Raw genomic sequence first — 15090 nt, 5'->3', positions numbered from 1 at the left:
TGCGGGCGCGCGACTCCCGCGCGGACAGCGGGCTGCCGCGTTGCAGGTGCGCACATCGACCGTCAGTTTCGTTCGCCGAACAGCGATTCGAGCGGATAGTGCCGTTTGACGAACGGCGACTTGATGATCACGTAACTAAAATACTTCTCGATGCCGATGTTCTGCTCGAGCAGCCCTTCGACGATCGTCTGGTAATGGCTCACGCTGCGTGTGACGAACTTCAGCAGATAGTCGTAGCCACCGCTCGCGAGGTGGCACTCGACAATCTCGTCGACGTTGCGGATCGCAGCGACGAAACGGTCGAAGTCCTCGCGCCGGTGGTCGGCCAGCGTGACCTCGGTGAACACGACCTGCACGTCGCCGAGTTTCTCGAGCTGGATGTGCGCGCCGTAGCCGCCGATGTAGCCGGCCTTCTCGAGCCGCTTCACCCGGATCAGGCATGGACTGGGCGATAGCCCGACCGCATCGGCCAGCTCGACGTTGGTCATGCGGCCGCGCTTTTGCAACTGGGAGAGGATGCGCAGGTCGATGCGATCCAGCTTGCTGTCCGTAATGTTCACGTGAAAAGGCGAAAATGGAATGTCTGGTTACTTTAGAGTCGAACGTTGGCCGCCACAAGCCCGGCTTCCCATACTGGCTCATGCTGGCTGCGAGTGCGCGACGTCCAGCGCGCGCTGCACGGCCGCATCGGCCAGGACGTCGTCGAGCGTCTTGCGCACGCGTTCGAACAGCAGCTCGAACTCGCCCGCGGTGAAGCTCAGTGCCGGCGCGAAACCGAGCACGCCGTCGCTGAAGGCGCGGAACACCACGCCGTTCGCATACGCGGCGGCGGCAATCTTGTCGGGCAAGTCGAGCGCCGGGTCAAAGCGCGTCTTGCTCGCCTTGTCGGCCACCAGTTCGAGCGCGCCGAGAAGGCCGATCGAACGCGCATCGCCGACGAGCGGATGCGCGCGCAGCGCGTCGAGTCCCGCGGCAAAGCGCGGCCCCATCGCCTGGCCGTTCGCGAGCAGTCCACCTTCGTGATAGAGCTTCAGCACCTCGAGGCCGATCGCCGCGCTGACCGGATGAGCGGAATACGTGTAGCCGTGTCCGACCACGGCCGACTCTGACCGGCTGCCTGCAATGCCTTCGTAGATTTCGTCGGACATCAGCACTGCGCCCATCGGCGCGTAGCCGGCGGTCAGCCCCTTCGCGACGGTCATCAGGTCCGGGTCGACCCGTTCGGCTTCGCATGCGAACAGCGGCCCGGTGCGGCCGAAGCCGGTGATCACCTCATCGGCGACGAACAGGATGCCGAGGCGCCGGCACGCGTCGCGCATCGCACGCAGCCAGCCGGCCGGCGGCACGATCACGCCGCCGGAGCCCTGCACGGGCTCGCAGAAGAACGCCGCGACGTTGTCCGCGCCGAGTTCCGAGACTTTGGCCTCGAGCGCGGCGACCGACGCGGCGATCAGCGCCTGCGGATCGTCGCCGAGCGGGTGGCGGTACGGGTAGGGCGACGGAATATGGTGCTGGTCCGCGCGCGGCAGGTCGAAGTGGCGGTGGAACGCCGGCAGCGCGGTAAGGCCGGCGCCGATCGACGATGAACCGTGATACCCGCGTTCGAGCGCGATCATCTGCTTCTTCGACGGGCGGCCGGTCGCGTTGAAATAGTGCGTGATGAAACGCATGGCGGAGTCGATCGCGTCCGAGCCGCCGAGCGTGAAGTACACGCGGTTCAGGGACGGCGGCGCGAGCGACGCGAGCCGGTCGGCCAGCTCGATCGCGGGTTGCGAGCCGAAATGAAAATAGCCGGTCGCGTACGGCAGCTTCGCCATCTGCGCGGCCGCGGCCTTGACGATGCTGTCGCGGCCGTAGCCGACGTTGACGCACCACAGGCCCGAGAATGCGTCGAGTAGCGTATGGCCTTCGGCATCGCGCAGAAACACGCCTTCCGCAGACTCGAGCATGGTGACGCCGCGCGCCTCGTGGGCGCGATAGTTGACGACGGGGTGGATCAGGTGTTGACGATCGGCTTCGATCAGCTCGGCTTGGTTCATGGCGGGGCGGGACTCTCGTCGGTTGTCAGCGGTGAGTTCATGCTACCGGGCGAGAAATCCGCATGCGCCTTCAATTTGCGGCCTGAAACGTATGGACACGGCGTTTGCACGGGACGCTTCCGCATTTTCTGCTGTACGCCCCGCTGGGCAGCGCGCGCGTCAGTAGCCGCGCGCGCGGTCGACCACGCCGATCATCGGCTGTCCTGCGCGATGGCGCGCGATGTTCGCGAGCACGGCGTCGACCGCGGTGCCGGGCCGCGTTGCGCTGGCAATGTGCGGTGTGATCCGGATGCGCGGATGCGTCCAGAACGGGTGGCCTGCCGGAAGCGGCTCCGGATCGGTCACGTCAAGGATCGCACTGTCTAGCCGGCCGCCGTCGAGCGCCGCGAGCAGCGCGGCCGCGTCGAGCTGCGGGCCGCGCCCGACCTGCACGAGCGATGCACCGGCCGGCAGCGCGTCGAACACGCGCGCGCCGAGCAGCCCGCGCGTGCTCTCGGTGAGCGGCAGCAGGCAAATCAGGAGGTCGGTGCGGGCGAGGAACGCATCAAGCGCCGCGTCGCCCGCGTAGCAGTCGATGCCGTCGAGCGTGCGCGGGGTGCGGCTCCAGCCGGCGCACGGAAAACCGAAGCGGCGCAGCATGTCGAGCACGGCCTGCCCCAGTGTGCCGATGCCGAGCACGCCGACGCGGCGCGACGCGGCCGCGCGCACCGGCTTCTCGCCCCACACCTGCGCGCGCTGTTGCGCCGCGTAGTCGAACAGGTCGCGGTGGATCGTCAGCACGGCCTGCGTCACGTACTCGACCATGCCTTCGACGATGCCCGGCTCGATCATCCGCACGACGGGGATATGCGCGGGCACGCTCGACAGATCGAACTGGTCGATGCCGGCCGCCACCGAAAACACGACCTCGAGGTTCGGCAGCAGTGCTACGGGGTCGTCCGGCGGCTGCCACGCGGCAAGATAGCGGACGGCGTTGGGATCGCCGATGTCGGGCCAGATCCGGAACGCGAGGTCGGGCGCTTTTTGTGCGAAGCGCTGAGCCCATTGCGCGCCCCGTACCGGGTCGGATTTGTACAGGAAACTCATCCCGTAATGCTCAGCCGAGCGCCTGGCTGACGATCCCGAACGCGCGCGGCGCTGGTTCGCGGGCGGGCACAGCGCCGCGTGCCATTGCGACGACGGTATCGACGCGCGGCAGGCCGAGCCCCTGCAGCCAGTCCGACAGCCCGCTGTCGCCCGGCACGTCGAGACGGAGGAACATGCCCTCGTGCAGCGCGAGCCAGTGGCTGATGAGCGCCTGCGCGCGCAGCGCGTCAGGCGCGATCACCGGGCCGATCACATGTCCGCGGCCGAAACGGCGAAAGAGCGCGAAGCCGAGCAGTTCGCCATCGCGATCGAGCGCAATCCCGTTTGCGAAGTCGAGCAGTGCGTCGATCACCGCGCCGCGCTCGTAGCCGGCCGCGCGCGATGCGAGCGCGGCCAGGCGCGGGCCGTCGTTGATTCCGAGCGGGCGCAGGCGCTCGCCCGGCGGCAGGGAGATCAGCGGCGGCTGGAACGCCGCGCCCTGGTGCTGATCGATCGTGCCGATCGCTTTGAAGCCGAACTTCGCGTAGAGCGGTTCTCCGGACGGCGTCGCATGCAGGAATATCGTGCGCGTGCCGAGGCTGTCGAGAACGCGCGAGAACAGTTCGCGGCCGATGCCGCGGCCCTGATGCCCGGGCGACACGATCACCATGCCGAGCGCCGCGTGCGCGTCGCCGAAGGGCCAGCCGAGGGCGGTGCCGACGACGCCGGATTCGTCCTCGGCGACGAAGCCGCTGCCGAGTTGCAACACAAAGCGCCAGTCGTCGAGCCGGTGCGGCCACTTGACCGCCTCCGACAGTCGATGCGCGGCGGGCAGGTCGGTTTCGGTGAACGGGCGATAGATAAGCGTGCGGGAAGGATTGAGGTCGGCCACGCCGGACTCCAAAGCGGTAGAAATGACGTCCTCACTCTGCCAGCGCCGGTGCGGCCCGGATAGGACGATTCGCCTGTTTCGCCGCGGCAGTGGCCGCGCGTTCGAAATCAATGCAATCCGGCGCGCCCGGTGCCGACGAACGCGCGTTTCGTGCCACCGCGGCGCATCGATCCGGCAGCTTCTGCTGCGCGCATGCCACTACGATGCAAGCATGGTGGCGTCGTCGTTCGTCGCCATGCCGCACCGCTGGAGGCCGCGCGGCAGGACCGCGAAGGCCACGGCAGCGCTTCGTCCGGCCGCGGCAGATCGTGCTGCTCGCTGCGTGCAATACGCGACGATTCTGCGTTTGGAGCCGCGCCGAACGATGCGCGAACGACTTATTGCCCTGATTCAATTTCGTTGAACCCAGCCCGTCCCCGGCCCTGCCGGGGCTTCACACCGACAGGACGTCACCATGATTCAATTTGAACCGAAGTACATCACGTTCGACTGCTACGGCACGCTGATCCACTTCCGAATGGCCGAGATGGCGCGCGAGGTCTACGCGGACAGGCTGTCGCCGGTCGCGCTCGAACAGTTCGTGCGCGCGTTCGCCGCCTATCGGCTTGACGAGGTGCTCGGCGCGTGGAAGCCGTTTCGCGACGTCGTCGTCAATGCGATCCGGCGCACCTGCGCGCGGGTCGGCGTGAAGTTCGACGAAGCCGAAGCCGAGCGCTTCTATCTGGCAGTGCCGACCTGGGGTCCGCACGCGGACGTGCCCGCGGGTCTGTCGCGGCTCGCGACGAAGTACAGGCTGGTGGTCCTGTCGAACGCGTCGGACGACCAGATCATGAGCAACGTCGACAAGCTCGGTGCGCCGTTCCATGCGGTGTTCACCGCACAGCAGGCGCAGTCGTACAAGCCGCGGATGCGGGGCTTTGAATACATGTTCGACAAGCTCGGATGCAAGCCGGAGGATGTGCTGCACGTGTCGTCGAGCCTGCGCTACGACCTGATGACGGCCGAGGATCTCGGCATCAAGCACAAGGCGTTCGTCAATCGCGGCCACGAGCCGGGCACGCCTTTCTACAACTATTACGAAGTGTCGGACATCGGCCATCTCGCGACGCAGCTCGGGCTGTAAGCGGCGCTTGCGCCGAATTCTGTACCGAACGGTTAACAGGCGGCAGCCGTCATTCTGCGTTCGGCAAACGGCGATACATGCGCGCACGCAGCAAACAATGCTGCGCGGATGGCTCAAAACGGTCGATTCATATCGTGAGGGCGGCCCGAATCGCGACAAGCCGCATTTTGGCGGTGCTTAAATGAATCGCATGCGCACGACGTCACGCCCGCCACCAGCAAGCGGGCGCGGCGGGGTTGAAGAACCACGCTGGACCCCACGATCCACTTACAACAGTCAGGAGCAGTTCGGATGAGCGACGATATCGACAACGGCGGCGGCAACGGTGGCTTCACGCGCCGCGACATGATGCGGGTCATGGCGGCGAGCGGCATGATGGCCGCCGGCGCCGGCGGACTGCTGGTGAACCCCCGGACTGCCTTCGCCGCGCCCGCGCCGCAGCGCGGCGGCAAGATCCGGGTCGCGAACGATGCCAGTTCGACGGCCGATACGCTGGATCCGGCCAAGGGCTCGACGGGCGCGGACTACATCCGCTTCTTCATGTTCTATAGCGGTCTCACGCAACTCGATCAGAGCCTGACGCCGCAGATGAATCTCGCCGAGTCGCTGCACACGACAGACGCGAAGACGTGGGTCATCAAGCTGCGCAAGGGGGTCACGTTCCACGACGGGAAACCGGTCGGACCGGCCGACGTGGTGTTTTCACTGATGCGCCACAAGAACCCGACCACCGCGTCGAAGGTCAAGACGCTCGCCGACCAGTTCGCGGACGCGAAGGCGAGCGGCCCAGACGAAGTCACGCTCACGCTCGCCAGCGCGAACGCGGACCTGCCGGTGATCCTCGCGACGCCGCAGTTCGTGATCGTCAAGGACGGCACGACCGATTTCTCGACCGGTATCGGCTGCGGCCCCTACAAGCTGAAGACGTTCAAGCCGGGCGTGTCGACGGTCGGCGTGCGCAACGACAGCTACTTCAAGCCGGGCATGCCGCATCTCGACGAGATCGAGCTGATCGGCATCAGCGACAGCGCAGCGCGGCTGAATGCGCTGCTTTCGGGCGACGTGCACCTGATCAACGCGATCGATCCGCGCTCGACGCAGCGGGTCGCATCCACGCCGGGCTATGCGCTGAAGGAAACCAAGTCGGGCCTGTATACCGATCTGATCGTGCGTAGCGAGAACCCGATTACCGCGAACCCCGATTTCGTCGAAGGGATGAAGTACCTGTTCGATCGCGAACAGATCCGCTCGGCCGTGTTCCGCGGCTACGCGGTGATCGGCAACGACCAGCCGATTCCGCCGGGGCATCGCTACTTCAACGCGTCGCTGCCGCAGCGGCCGCACGACCCGGACAAGGCGAAATTCCTGTTCCAGAAGGCCGGCGCGCTTGGTACCACGCTGCCGCCGATCTATGCGACGTCCGACGCGAACGGCTCGATCGAGATGGCCGTGCTGCTGCAGCAGGCCGGCCAGAAAATCGGCCTGAACCTGCAGGTGAACCGCGTGTCGGCCGACGGCTATTGGTCGAACCACTGGATGAAGCATCCGCTCGGTTTCGGCAACATCAACCCGCGCTCGAGTGCCGATGTGCTGTTCACGCAGTTCTTCAAGTCGGACGCGCCGTGGAACGAGTCGGGCTGGAACAACGCGAACTTCGACCAATTGCTGCTTGCCGCTCGCTCCGAGACCGACGATGCGAAACGCAAGCAGATGTACGGCGAGATGCAGACGATCGTGTCGCAGCAGGGCCGGGTCGGGATCCCCGCGTTCATCAGTTTCCTCGACGGGTACGACAAGCGGCTCGGGGGCCTCGGTTCGATCCCCACCGGCCCGATGATGGGCGGCATGTTCGCCGAGTACGTGTGGTGGAACGCCTGACGCCGTCGCTTGCCGCCGCCGCGCGCGGCTTTTTCGGGAGTCTTGCTTCATGAACCGAATCCTCGTCGCGCTGATCGGCCGGCGCATCGCGGTAACCGCACTGACGCTGCTGATCGTGTCCGCCATCATCTTCACGATCACGAACCTGCTGCCGGGGGACGCCGCGCAGGCCGCGCTGGGCCAGTCGGCGACGCCGGAGACGATCGCCGCGCTGCGCCAGCAGTTCGGCCTCGACCTGCCGGCGCACGTGCGCTACTTGCACTGGCTCGCGGGGCTGCTGCACGGCGATTTCGGCCGTTCGCTGTCCGGCGATATGCCGGTGTCGGAGATGATCGGCGGACGCCTGCCGAAGTCGCTCGCGCTCGCGGCAATCACGACCGCCGTGTCGGTGCCGATCGCGCTGCTGCTCGGCATCGTCGCTGCAGTCAAGCGCGAGTCGGCTATCGATCGAGTGATCAGCCTCGGCACGCTGTCTCTCGTCGCGACGCCGGAATTCCTGATCGCGACGGTCGCGGTGCTCGTGTTCGCGGTGAAGCTGCGGTGGTTGTCCGCGCTGTCGTACGGCGGCCCGATCGACAGCGTGCACGATTTCCTGCGTGCGTATGCCATGCCTGTGCTGACGCTGTGCGCGGTCGTGATCGCGCAGATGGCGCGGATGACGCGCGCCGCGGTGATCGAGCAGCTGAGCGCGTCGTATGTCGAAATGGCCGTGCTCAAGGGGGCGAGCCCCGCGCGGGTCGTGCTGCGTCATGCGCTGCCGAACGCGATCGGTCCAATCGCGAATGCGATCGCATTGAGCCTGTCGTATCTGCTCGGCGGGGTGATCGTCGTCGAGACGATCTTCAATTATCCCGGCCTCGCCAGCCTGATGGTCGATGCCGTTGGCAACCGTGATTTCCCGTTGGTTCAGGCCTGCACGCTGATCTTCTGCGTCGCTTACCTGACACTCGTGCTGTTCGCCGATCTGTGCTCGATCGTGTCAAACCCGCGACTGCGCAGCTGAGTGTTTCGTCCTTCTAAAGAGATACCGACCATGCACCCGAGCGAATCCGTTCAACGCAGCAGCACGCTGCAGCCGTCAAGCGAGCCCCCCCCGCCGCGGGGCGGCGTGCCGCCGGCCGCGCCTTCCCCCGATCAGCCGCCCAGGCGCCGCGCGCCGCGCATGAAACTGACGGCCGGCGGCCGCGTCGGGCTGTCGATGGTCGGCCTGATGCTGTTCATCGCGGCGTTCTCGCCGTTGCTCGCGCCGCACGACGTCGGCGAGATCGTCACGTCGGACGTGTTCGCGCCGTTCAGCGCGAAGCTGCCGTTCGGCTCCGACTTTCTCGGCCGCGACATGCTGAGCCGGATCCTGTACGGCACGCGGCTCACCGTGCTGCTCGCGCTCGCGGCGGTGCTGCTCGCCGCGCTGACCGGCACGACGCTCGGGTTGCTCGCGACCGTGTCGGGCCGTGCGGTCGACGAAACGATGAGCCGACTGCTCGACGCGCTCACGTCAATTCCGTCGAAGATGTTCGCGCTGATGTTCGTCGCCGCGTTCGGCTCGTCGCTGCCGCTCCTGATCCTGACCGCCGCGGTCAGCTACATGCCGGGCTCGTACCGGATCGCGCGCGCGCTGGCGGTCAACATCAGCACGCTCGAATTCGTGCAGGTTGCGCGGGCTCGCGGCGAGAGCGCGCTGTACATCGCGTGCGTCGAGATGCTGCCGAACATGATCCACCCGATGCTCGCCGATACCGGGCTACGCTTCACGTTCGTCGTGCTGCTGCTGAGCGGCCTGAGCTTTCTCGGGCTCGGCGTACAGCCGCCGTATGCGGACCTCGGCTCGCTCGTGCGCGAGAACATCGCCAGCCTCGGCGACGGCTCGGCCGTCGCGATCATGCCCGCGGTCGCGATCGCAATCCTGACGGTGGGGGTCAACCTCCTGATCGACGGCCTGCCGCATCGCGGCCGCCGCAAGGGCGCAGCCGTGGCCGCGGGAGAACACTGATGCGAAATCAATCGACTCCGCTCGTCGAGGTTCGCGGGCTGCGCGTGGTCGGCGGCCGTCCGGGCGGCGCGGAAACGACGATCGTCCACGACGTTGACTTCGACATCGGGTGCGGCGAGGTGCTCGCGCTGATCGGCGAGTCGGGCTCCGGCAAGACAACGATCGCGCTGTCGCTGATGGGCCATGCGCGTGCCGGCTGCCGCATCGCCGGCGGCTCGGTGAAGCTCGGCGGCATCGACGTCTGCAGGCTGCCGGCGCAGGCGCTGACCGCGCTGCGCGGCCGCAAGGTTGCGTACATCGCGCAGAGCGCGGCTGCCGCGTTCAACCCGTCGCGCACGATCCTCGACCAGGTGATCGAGAGCGCGTTGATCCACCGGACGCTGACGAAGCGCGAAGCGCAGGCGAAGGCGGTCGAGCTGTTTCGCGCGCTCGCGCTGCCCGAGCCGGAGACGATCGGCAAGCGTTATCCGCACCAGGTGTCGGGCGGGCAACTGCAGCGGCTGATGGCCGCGATGGCGCTGATCACCGACCCGGAGCTGGTGATCCTCGACGAACCGACCACCGCGCTCGATGTGACCACGCAGATCGACGTGCTGCAGGCGTTCAAGAACGTGATCCGGCGCTGCGGGATGAGCGCGGTGTACGTGTCGCACGACTTGGCCGTGGTCGCGCAAATGGCCGACCGGATCGTGGTGCTGAGCGACGGGGTGATCCGCGAGACCGGCGATACGGAACAGATCCTGCATGCGCCGACGCACCCCTACACGCAGAGCCTGATCGCGGCGGTCACGCCGAGCGATGCGCAACGAGATGAGAAACCGACGCCCGCCGCACCGGGCCCGCTGCTCGATGTGCGCGGTGTGATCGCCGGCTATGGCAGCCGCGCCGCGAACGGCTGGCCCGCGAAGGTGATCTTGCACGAAGTGGACCTGCGCATCGGGCGCGGACAGACGGTCGGCGTGATCGGCGAATCGGGCTCCGGCAAGACGACGCTCGCGAAGGTGATCGCGGGGCTCGTGCCGGCGACGGGCGGGCAGATCCTGCTCGACGGCGAACCGCTTGCGCTCGACATCGGCAAGCGCACGAAAGAGCAGCACCGCCGCGTGCAGATCGTGTTCCAGAACGCCGATACCGCGCTCAATCCGGTGCATACGGTCGAGCGCACGCTGGCGCGGCCGCTCGCGTTCTATCACGGGATCAGGGGCGCGCGCGCGCGGCAGCGCGTTGCGGAGCTGCTCGAACTGGTGCGGCTGCCGCAGGCGGTCGCAGCGCGGCGCACCGGCGAGCTGTCCGGCGGCCAGAAGCAGCGCGTGAACCTCGCACGCGCGCTCGCGGCCGAGCCCGACCTGATTCTGTGCGACGAGGTCACGTCGGCGCTCGACACCGTGGTCGGAGCCGCGATCATGGATCTACTGCGCGAGCTCCAGGCGAAGCTCGGCGTGTCGTACGTGTTCATCACGCACGACATTGCGAAGGTGCGCGCGATCAGCGACGACATCGTCGTGCTGTACGCGGGCCGCCGCGTCGAAACCGGCAGCCGCGACGCGCTGTGTGCGCCGCCTTACCACCCGTATTCGCACTTGCTCGTGTCGTCTGCGCCCGAGCTGCGCGCGGGCTGGCTCGACGAAGCCGGCGAGCGTTGCCACCGGCCGCTGGTGCCGATCGGCGCGAGCACAGTTGACACCGAGCTGTGCTCGTTCTTGCCGCGCTGCGCGATGCGGGTGGACGGCGTCTGCAACCGGACGGCGCCGGCGCTGCGCACGCTCGCGAACGGTGCGCAGGTGCTGTGCCATCGCAGCGAGGAAGATCTCGCGCGCTTCCAGGCCGAGCCGCTTCAGGTTGGCATCGCGCCGGTGCAGCCGGTGCATCCGTAGGGTGCGATACGCCGCTTGTCACCGCGCGTGCCGCGGCAGCCGGCGTTCCGCATAGTCTGCTGCGGCGATCGCGCAAAACGGCGATTTGTACGCGTTCCGCGCGCAAATGCGCGGCAACTGCGCTTTTGGACAGTGATTAAATGGCTTGCAATGGACGGTCGCCGATGGTCGTCGCACGAATGATCGAGAAGGATTCGATGAAACTGGAATCGTACTGGCTGGATACCCGCCCCGCGTTTGGGGCCGGCAGCGAAGGGCCCGTCGAAGGGCGTGCGGACGTGGTCGTGATCGGCGGTGGCTTCACCGGATTGTCGGCGGCGCTCGCGCTCGCGCAGCGCGGCGCATCGGTGGTCCTGCTGGAGGCCGCGCAGATCGCGGGCGAAGCATCGGGCCGCAACGGCGGCCAGTGCAACACCGGCGTTGCGCAGGACTACGCGTCGCTGGTCGCGCGACTCGGCGCCGAGCCGGCGAAGCAGTTCTATCGCGCATACGAGAGCGCAGTGAAGAGCGTCGAGTCGATCGTCGCAGAACATGCGATCGACTGCGACTTCCGGCGTGCGGGCAAGCTGAAGCTCGCTGCGAAGCCGCAGCATTTCGCAGGACTCGCGAAGACGTTCGAGCTGTTGCGACGGGACGTCGATCCGGACATCGAACTGATCGAGCCGTCGCGGATCCGCGATGAAGTCGATTCCAACGGTTTCTACGGCGGGCTCTTGCAGAGCAACGGCGCGCAGATGCACATGGGCAAATTCGGCGTCGGCCTGGCGCAGGCGGCGGTGCGCTCCGGCGCACGAATCTTCGAGCACGCTGCCGTCACGCAGCTCGAGCGGCTCGACGGCGAGCGCCATACGGTCGCCTGCACGCGTGGCACGATCGTCGCCGATCGTGTGCTGGTCGCGACCGGCGCATCGCAGCACGGGCCGTTCGCGTGGTTCCGGCGACGCATCGCGCCGGTCGGCAGTTTCATCGTCGTCACCGAGCCGCTGCCCGACGCGCAGCTGAACCGGCTGTTCCCGAACCGCCGTGCGTATGTGACGTCCCGCCAGATCGGCAACTACTTCCGGGTGACGCACGACAACCGGCTGCTGTTTGGCGGCCGCGCGCGCTTCGCCATGTCGAGCCCGCGCTCCGACGCGAGAAGCGGCGAGATCCTGCGTGCTGGTATGGCCGGCTATTTCCCGGAACTGGCCAACGTGCGGCTCGAATACTGCTGGGGCGGGCTGGTCGACATCACCGCCGACCGCCTTCCGCGCGCGGGCCAGCACGACGGGCTCTACTACTCGATGGGCTACAGCGGCCACGGCGTGCAGATGTCCGTGCATATGGGCCGCGTGATGGCTGATGTGCTGTATGGCGCGGCCGCGTCGAATCCGTGGCGCGAGCTGGACTGGCCCGCGATGCCCGGCCATTTCGGCCACGCGTGGTTCCTGCCGTTCGTCGGCGCGTACTACCGGATGCAGGATTTCCTGCACTGAAACGAGCGCCGGGAGGATTCGATATGACAGTGCAATTCGTTGGCCTGGCTCGTGCCGCGCGGCCCATATCGCCGGCGATCGGCGATGTGCTGCGCACGATCGACGCATCGTTCGCGCAGCCGCTGAACCTCGACACACTCGCATCGGTAGCTGGCTTGAGCGTGTCGCGTTTCACTGCGCGCTTTCGCGGCGAAACCGGGTTGTCGCCGCACAGGTATCTGTGCCTCGTGCGGGTACGGCGTGCGCAGGACCTGTTGCGCGCCGGTCTCGCGCCGTCGGTTGTCGCGACCGACGTCGGCTTCTTCGATCAGAGCCATCTGTGCCGACATTTCCGGCGGGTGCTAGGGATCACGCCGCGCGATTACGTAGCCGCGCGGGAAGGCCGCGCGACGGCGAGCCTGTCGCAAACGTGCACGTCGCAAACGCGCACGTCGCCAACGCGCATGTCGCCAACGCGCATGTCGCCAACGCGCACGTGCGCAGAAGGCCGTGAAGCGACGTGTCACGCGGCGTAAGAACGATCACAGATAGTATGTACACCTGAAGAGTTCCGGCAGGAGAGCCGGCGAACAACGATTTCCGATATTGCGTGGCGTTTTCAGTCAGACCGTCACGCACTGCACAGGAGCAGAAATGACGGCAGCTTTCGTGTTGCACCGTGCCGACGGCGCACCTTCTTCAACCGCATTGCGCAAGCATGCGTTCGGCGAGAGCGATCCGTTCGCGCAATACCGGGAGATTGCATGGGAGGGACCCGACGCGATGGCCGCGGGGCGTATCGGCTTCGTCGGTGAGCTCGATGTGCGGAGCTTTCCGCACATTGAAACGATCATCGTCGTCGAAGGCGAGCTGACGCTCGAGGCGGCCGGGGCCGCGCCGCTGGTGCTCGGCCCGCGAGAAGGCGCCGTCATCGGCGGCGGCACCGCGCTTCGCATCGCCGCGCAATCGCGGGTGCTGCTGATGTTCTGCGCGGCCGCATGCACGACACCGACGAAGCGCGGCCTCTTTGCGCTACATGCCGACGCCGACTTCAAACCGTCCGCAACGCTGCCGGCGGAGGTGCTGCTCGGCCCGGCGCCGCAATGCCGCAGCGACAACGTGTTCGTCGACGACGGCGCCGCGTACTGCGCGGGCACGTGGGATTCGACGCCCTATCACCGGATCGTCCGCGCGCATCGCGTGAACGAGTTCATGCTCCTCCTCGACGGCGGCGTACGGTTCGCCGCGCCCGATGGCAGCGTACTGTCGCTCGGTGCCGGTGACGCGCTGTTCGTGCCGCGGGGTGCATCGATCGGTTGGGAAAGCAGCGAACGCGTGGTGAAGTTCTACGTCGCGCAGAACGTCGATGCATCCACCGAGCGAGACTGAACATGTCCCCTCCGCTGCACCATATCGCAACTCCGGCCACGCCGCCCGCTTTGGCCGATGTCGTCGTGATCGGCGGCGGCATCATCGGCGTCTTTGCCGCCTATTACCTCGCCCGGCGCGGAGTGTCGGTCGCGCTCGTCGAGAAAGGGCGAATCGGCGCGGAACAGTCGAGCCGCAACTGGGGCTGGTGCCGGCAGCAGAACCGCGACGAGCGCGAATTGCCGATGGCGAGCAAGAGCATCGATTTGTGGGAGCGATTCGCTGCCGAATCCGGCGAAGACACGGGCTTTCATCGCTGCGGGCTGTTGTATCTGAGCAATGACGACGCCGAGCTGTCCCGCTGGGCCAGCTGGGGGGAATTCGCGAAGACCGCGGGCGTGACAACGTACATGCTCGACGGCAAGCAGGCCACCGAGCGTGGGCACGCGACCGGGCGGCAGTGGAAAGGCGGCGTATTCTCGCCGAGCGACGGCACGGCCGACCCGGGGAAGGCCGCACCCGCCGTGGCCACCGCACTGATGAAGCTCGGCGGCAGTGTCCATCAGCACTGCGCGGCGCGCGGCATCGAACTCGAGGGCGGGCGTGTCAGCGGCGTCGTCACGGAGGCGGGCGTCATCAAGACCAGGACGGTCGTGCTCGCCGGTGGCGCATGGGCGTCGTCGTTCTGCCGCCAGCTCGGCATCCGTTTTCCGCAGGCCTCGATCCGTCAGTCGATCCTGAGCGTTTCGCCCGTCGAGCATCCGCTGCCGGATGCGTTGTACACGTCCGGCGTTTCCGTTACGCGCCGCAGCGACGGACGCTACGCCCTGGCAATCAGCGGCCGCGCGCGCGTGGACTTGACGCAACAGTTCCTGCGCTTTGCGCCGCAATTCGTGCCGATGTTCGCGAAGCGCTGGCGCAATCTACTGCCGGGCGGCCTCGAAGGGATGCGCGGCGGCCATGAATCGCTGAAGCGCTGGCGCCTCGATGCGCCCACGCCGATGGAGGCAGTACGCATCCTGGATCCGAAGCCCGACATGCGGACGATCCACGAAACGTACCGCCGCGCCGTCGAGCTCCTGCCCGAACTTCGCGACGCAAAGATCACGCACGCATGGGCCGGGTTCGTGGACAGCACGCCGGATGGCGTGCCGGGCATCGGCGAGGTGCCGGGCGTGCCGGGGCTGATCCTCGCTGCGGGCTTTTCGGGCCACGGTTTCGGGATAGGACCGGGCGCCGGGCACCTCATCGCGGATCTCGCGACCGGCGCGCAACCGCTGGTCGACCCGGTGCCGTATCAGCCGGGCCGGTTCAACGATTCCTCGTGGGGTAAGGTCGCCGATTTCTAGGGCGGGGCCGTCACGCGGATGACGGTGGCGGCCTCGGGATGAGGCGGATCGAATGGGC

13 protein-coding genes are annotated in these 15090 nt (G+C 67.2%); 9 read left to right on the top strand and 4 right to left on the bottom strand.

What is annotated here, in order from left to right; translation table 11 throughout:
* Positions 1–62 precede the first annotated feature (62 nt).
* From P5W99_RS27600 to P5W99_RS27585, 4 genes are all read right to left on the bottom strand, one after another.
* Positions 63–554, bottom strand: coding sequence for an Lrp/AsnC family transcriptional regulator (locus P5W99_RS27600; RefSeq protein ID WP_421028052.1), 492 nt, complete (start codon positions 552–554; stop codon positions 63–65).
* Between the two features lie 84 nt (positions 555–638).
* On the bottom strand, positions 639–2039 hold the full coding sequence (locus P5W99_RS27595; RefSeq protein ID WP_421027944.1) for an aspartate aminotransferase family protein: 1401 nt from the start codon (positions 2037–2039) through the stop codon (positions 639–641).
* A gap of 159 nt (positions 2040–2198) precedes the next feature.
* Positions 2199–3125 (bottom strand): 2-hydroxyacid dehydrogenase, encoded by a 927-nt coding sequence (locus tag P5W99_RS27590; RefSeq protein WP_421027943.1) that lies wholly within the window; start codon positions 3123–3125, stop codon positions 2199–2201.
* 10 nt (positions 3126–3135) lie between these two features.
* Positions 3136–3996, bottom strand: a complete 861-nt coding sequence (locus P5W99_RS27585) for a GNAT family N-acetyltransferase (RefSeq protein WP_421027942.1) — start codon at positions 3994–3996, stop codon at positions 3136–3138.
* A gap of 454 nt (positions 3997–4450) precedes the next feature.
* Here P5W99_RS27585 and P5W99_RS27580 point away from each other — a divergent pair, with 454 nt between their 5' ends.
* The 9 genes from P5W99_RS27580 (at position 4451) to P5W99_RS27540 (ending at position 15032) form a co-directional block, all read left to right on the top strand.
* Positions 4451–5119: a haloacid dehalogenase type II gene (locus tag P5W99_RS27580; RefSeq protein WP_434665304.1), complete on the top strand. Its 669-nt coding sequence runs from the start codon at positions 4451–4453 to the stop codon at positions 5117–5119.
* Between the two features lie 291 nt (positions 5120–5410).
* Entirely contained in the window at positions 5411–6997 is a 1587-nt protein-coding gene (locus P5W99_RS27575) for an ABC transporter substrate-binding protein (protein WP_421027940.1), read from the top strand.
* 49 nt (positions 6998–7046) lie between these two features.
* On the top strand, positions 7047–8000 hold the full coding sequence (locus P5W99_RS27570; RefSeq protein ID WP_421027939.1) for an ABC transporter permease: 954 nt from the start codon (positions 7047–7049) through the stop codon (positions 7998–8000).
* Positions 8001–8030: 30 nt separating this feature from the next.
* A complete protein-coding gene (locus P5W99_RS27565) occupies positions 8031–8987 on the top strand; it encodes an ABC transporter permease (protein WP_421027938.1) in 957 nt (318 codons plus the stop codon).
* Complete coding sequence (locus P5W99_RS27560) at positions 8987–10861, top strand: ABC transporter ATP-binding protein (RefSeq protein WP_434665300.1); 1875 nt, start codon at positions 8987–8989, stop codon at positions 10859–10861. Before P5W99_RS27565 ends, P5W99_RS27560 begins: the two co-directional genes overlap by 1 nt.
* A 197-nt stretch (positions 10862–11058) precedes the next feature.
* Positions 11059–12336 carry an NAD(P)/FAD-dependent oxidoreductase gene (locus P5W99_RS27555; RefSeq protein WP_421028051.1) on the top strand — a complete coding sequence of 426 codons (1278 nt, stop codon included), beginning with the start codon at positions 11059–11061 and terminating at the stop codon, positions 12334–12336.
* Positions 12337–12359: 23 nt separating this feature from the next.
* The gene (locus P5W99_RS27550) at positions 12360–12851 is read left to right on the top strand and encodes a helix-turn-helix domain-containing protein (protein WP_434665297.1); all 492 of its coding nucleotides are present in this window, start codon (positions 12360–12362) and stop codon (positions 12849–12851) included.
* A gap of 118 nt (positions 12852–12969) precedes the next feature.
* Complete coding sequence (locus P5W99_RS27545) at positions 12970–13704, top strand: cupin domain-containing protein (protein ID WP_421027935.1); 735 nt, start codon at positions 12970–12972, stop codon at positions 13702–13704.
* A 2-nt stretch (positions 13705–13706) separates the two neighbouring features.
* Positions 13707–15032, top strand: coding sequence for an NAD(P)/FAD-dependent oxidoreductase (locus tag P5W99_RS27540; protein WP_421046662.1), 1326 nt, complete (start codon positions 13707–13709; stop codon positions 15030–15032).
* The last annotated feature ends 58 nt before the right edge of the window (positions 15033–15090 follow it).

The organism is Paraburkholderia sp. A3BS-1L, from assembly GCF_051125215.1.
In the GTDB taxonomy this organism is placed as follows: domain Bacteria; phylum Pseudomonadota; class Gammaproteobacteria; order Burkholderiales; family Burkholderiaceae; genus Paraburkholderia.
This window is presented reverse-complemented; position numbering and strand designations above follow the sequence as displayed.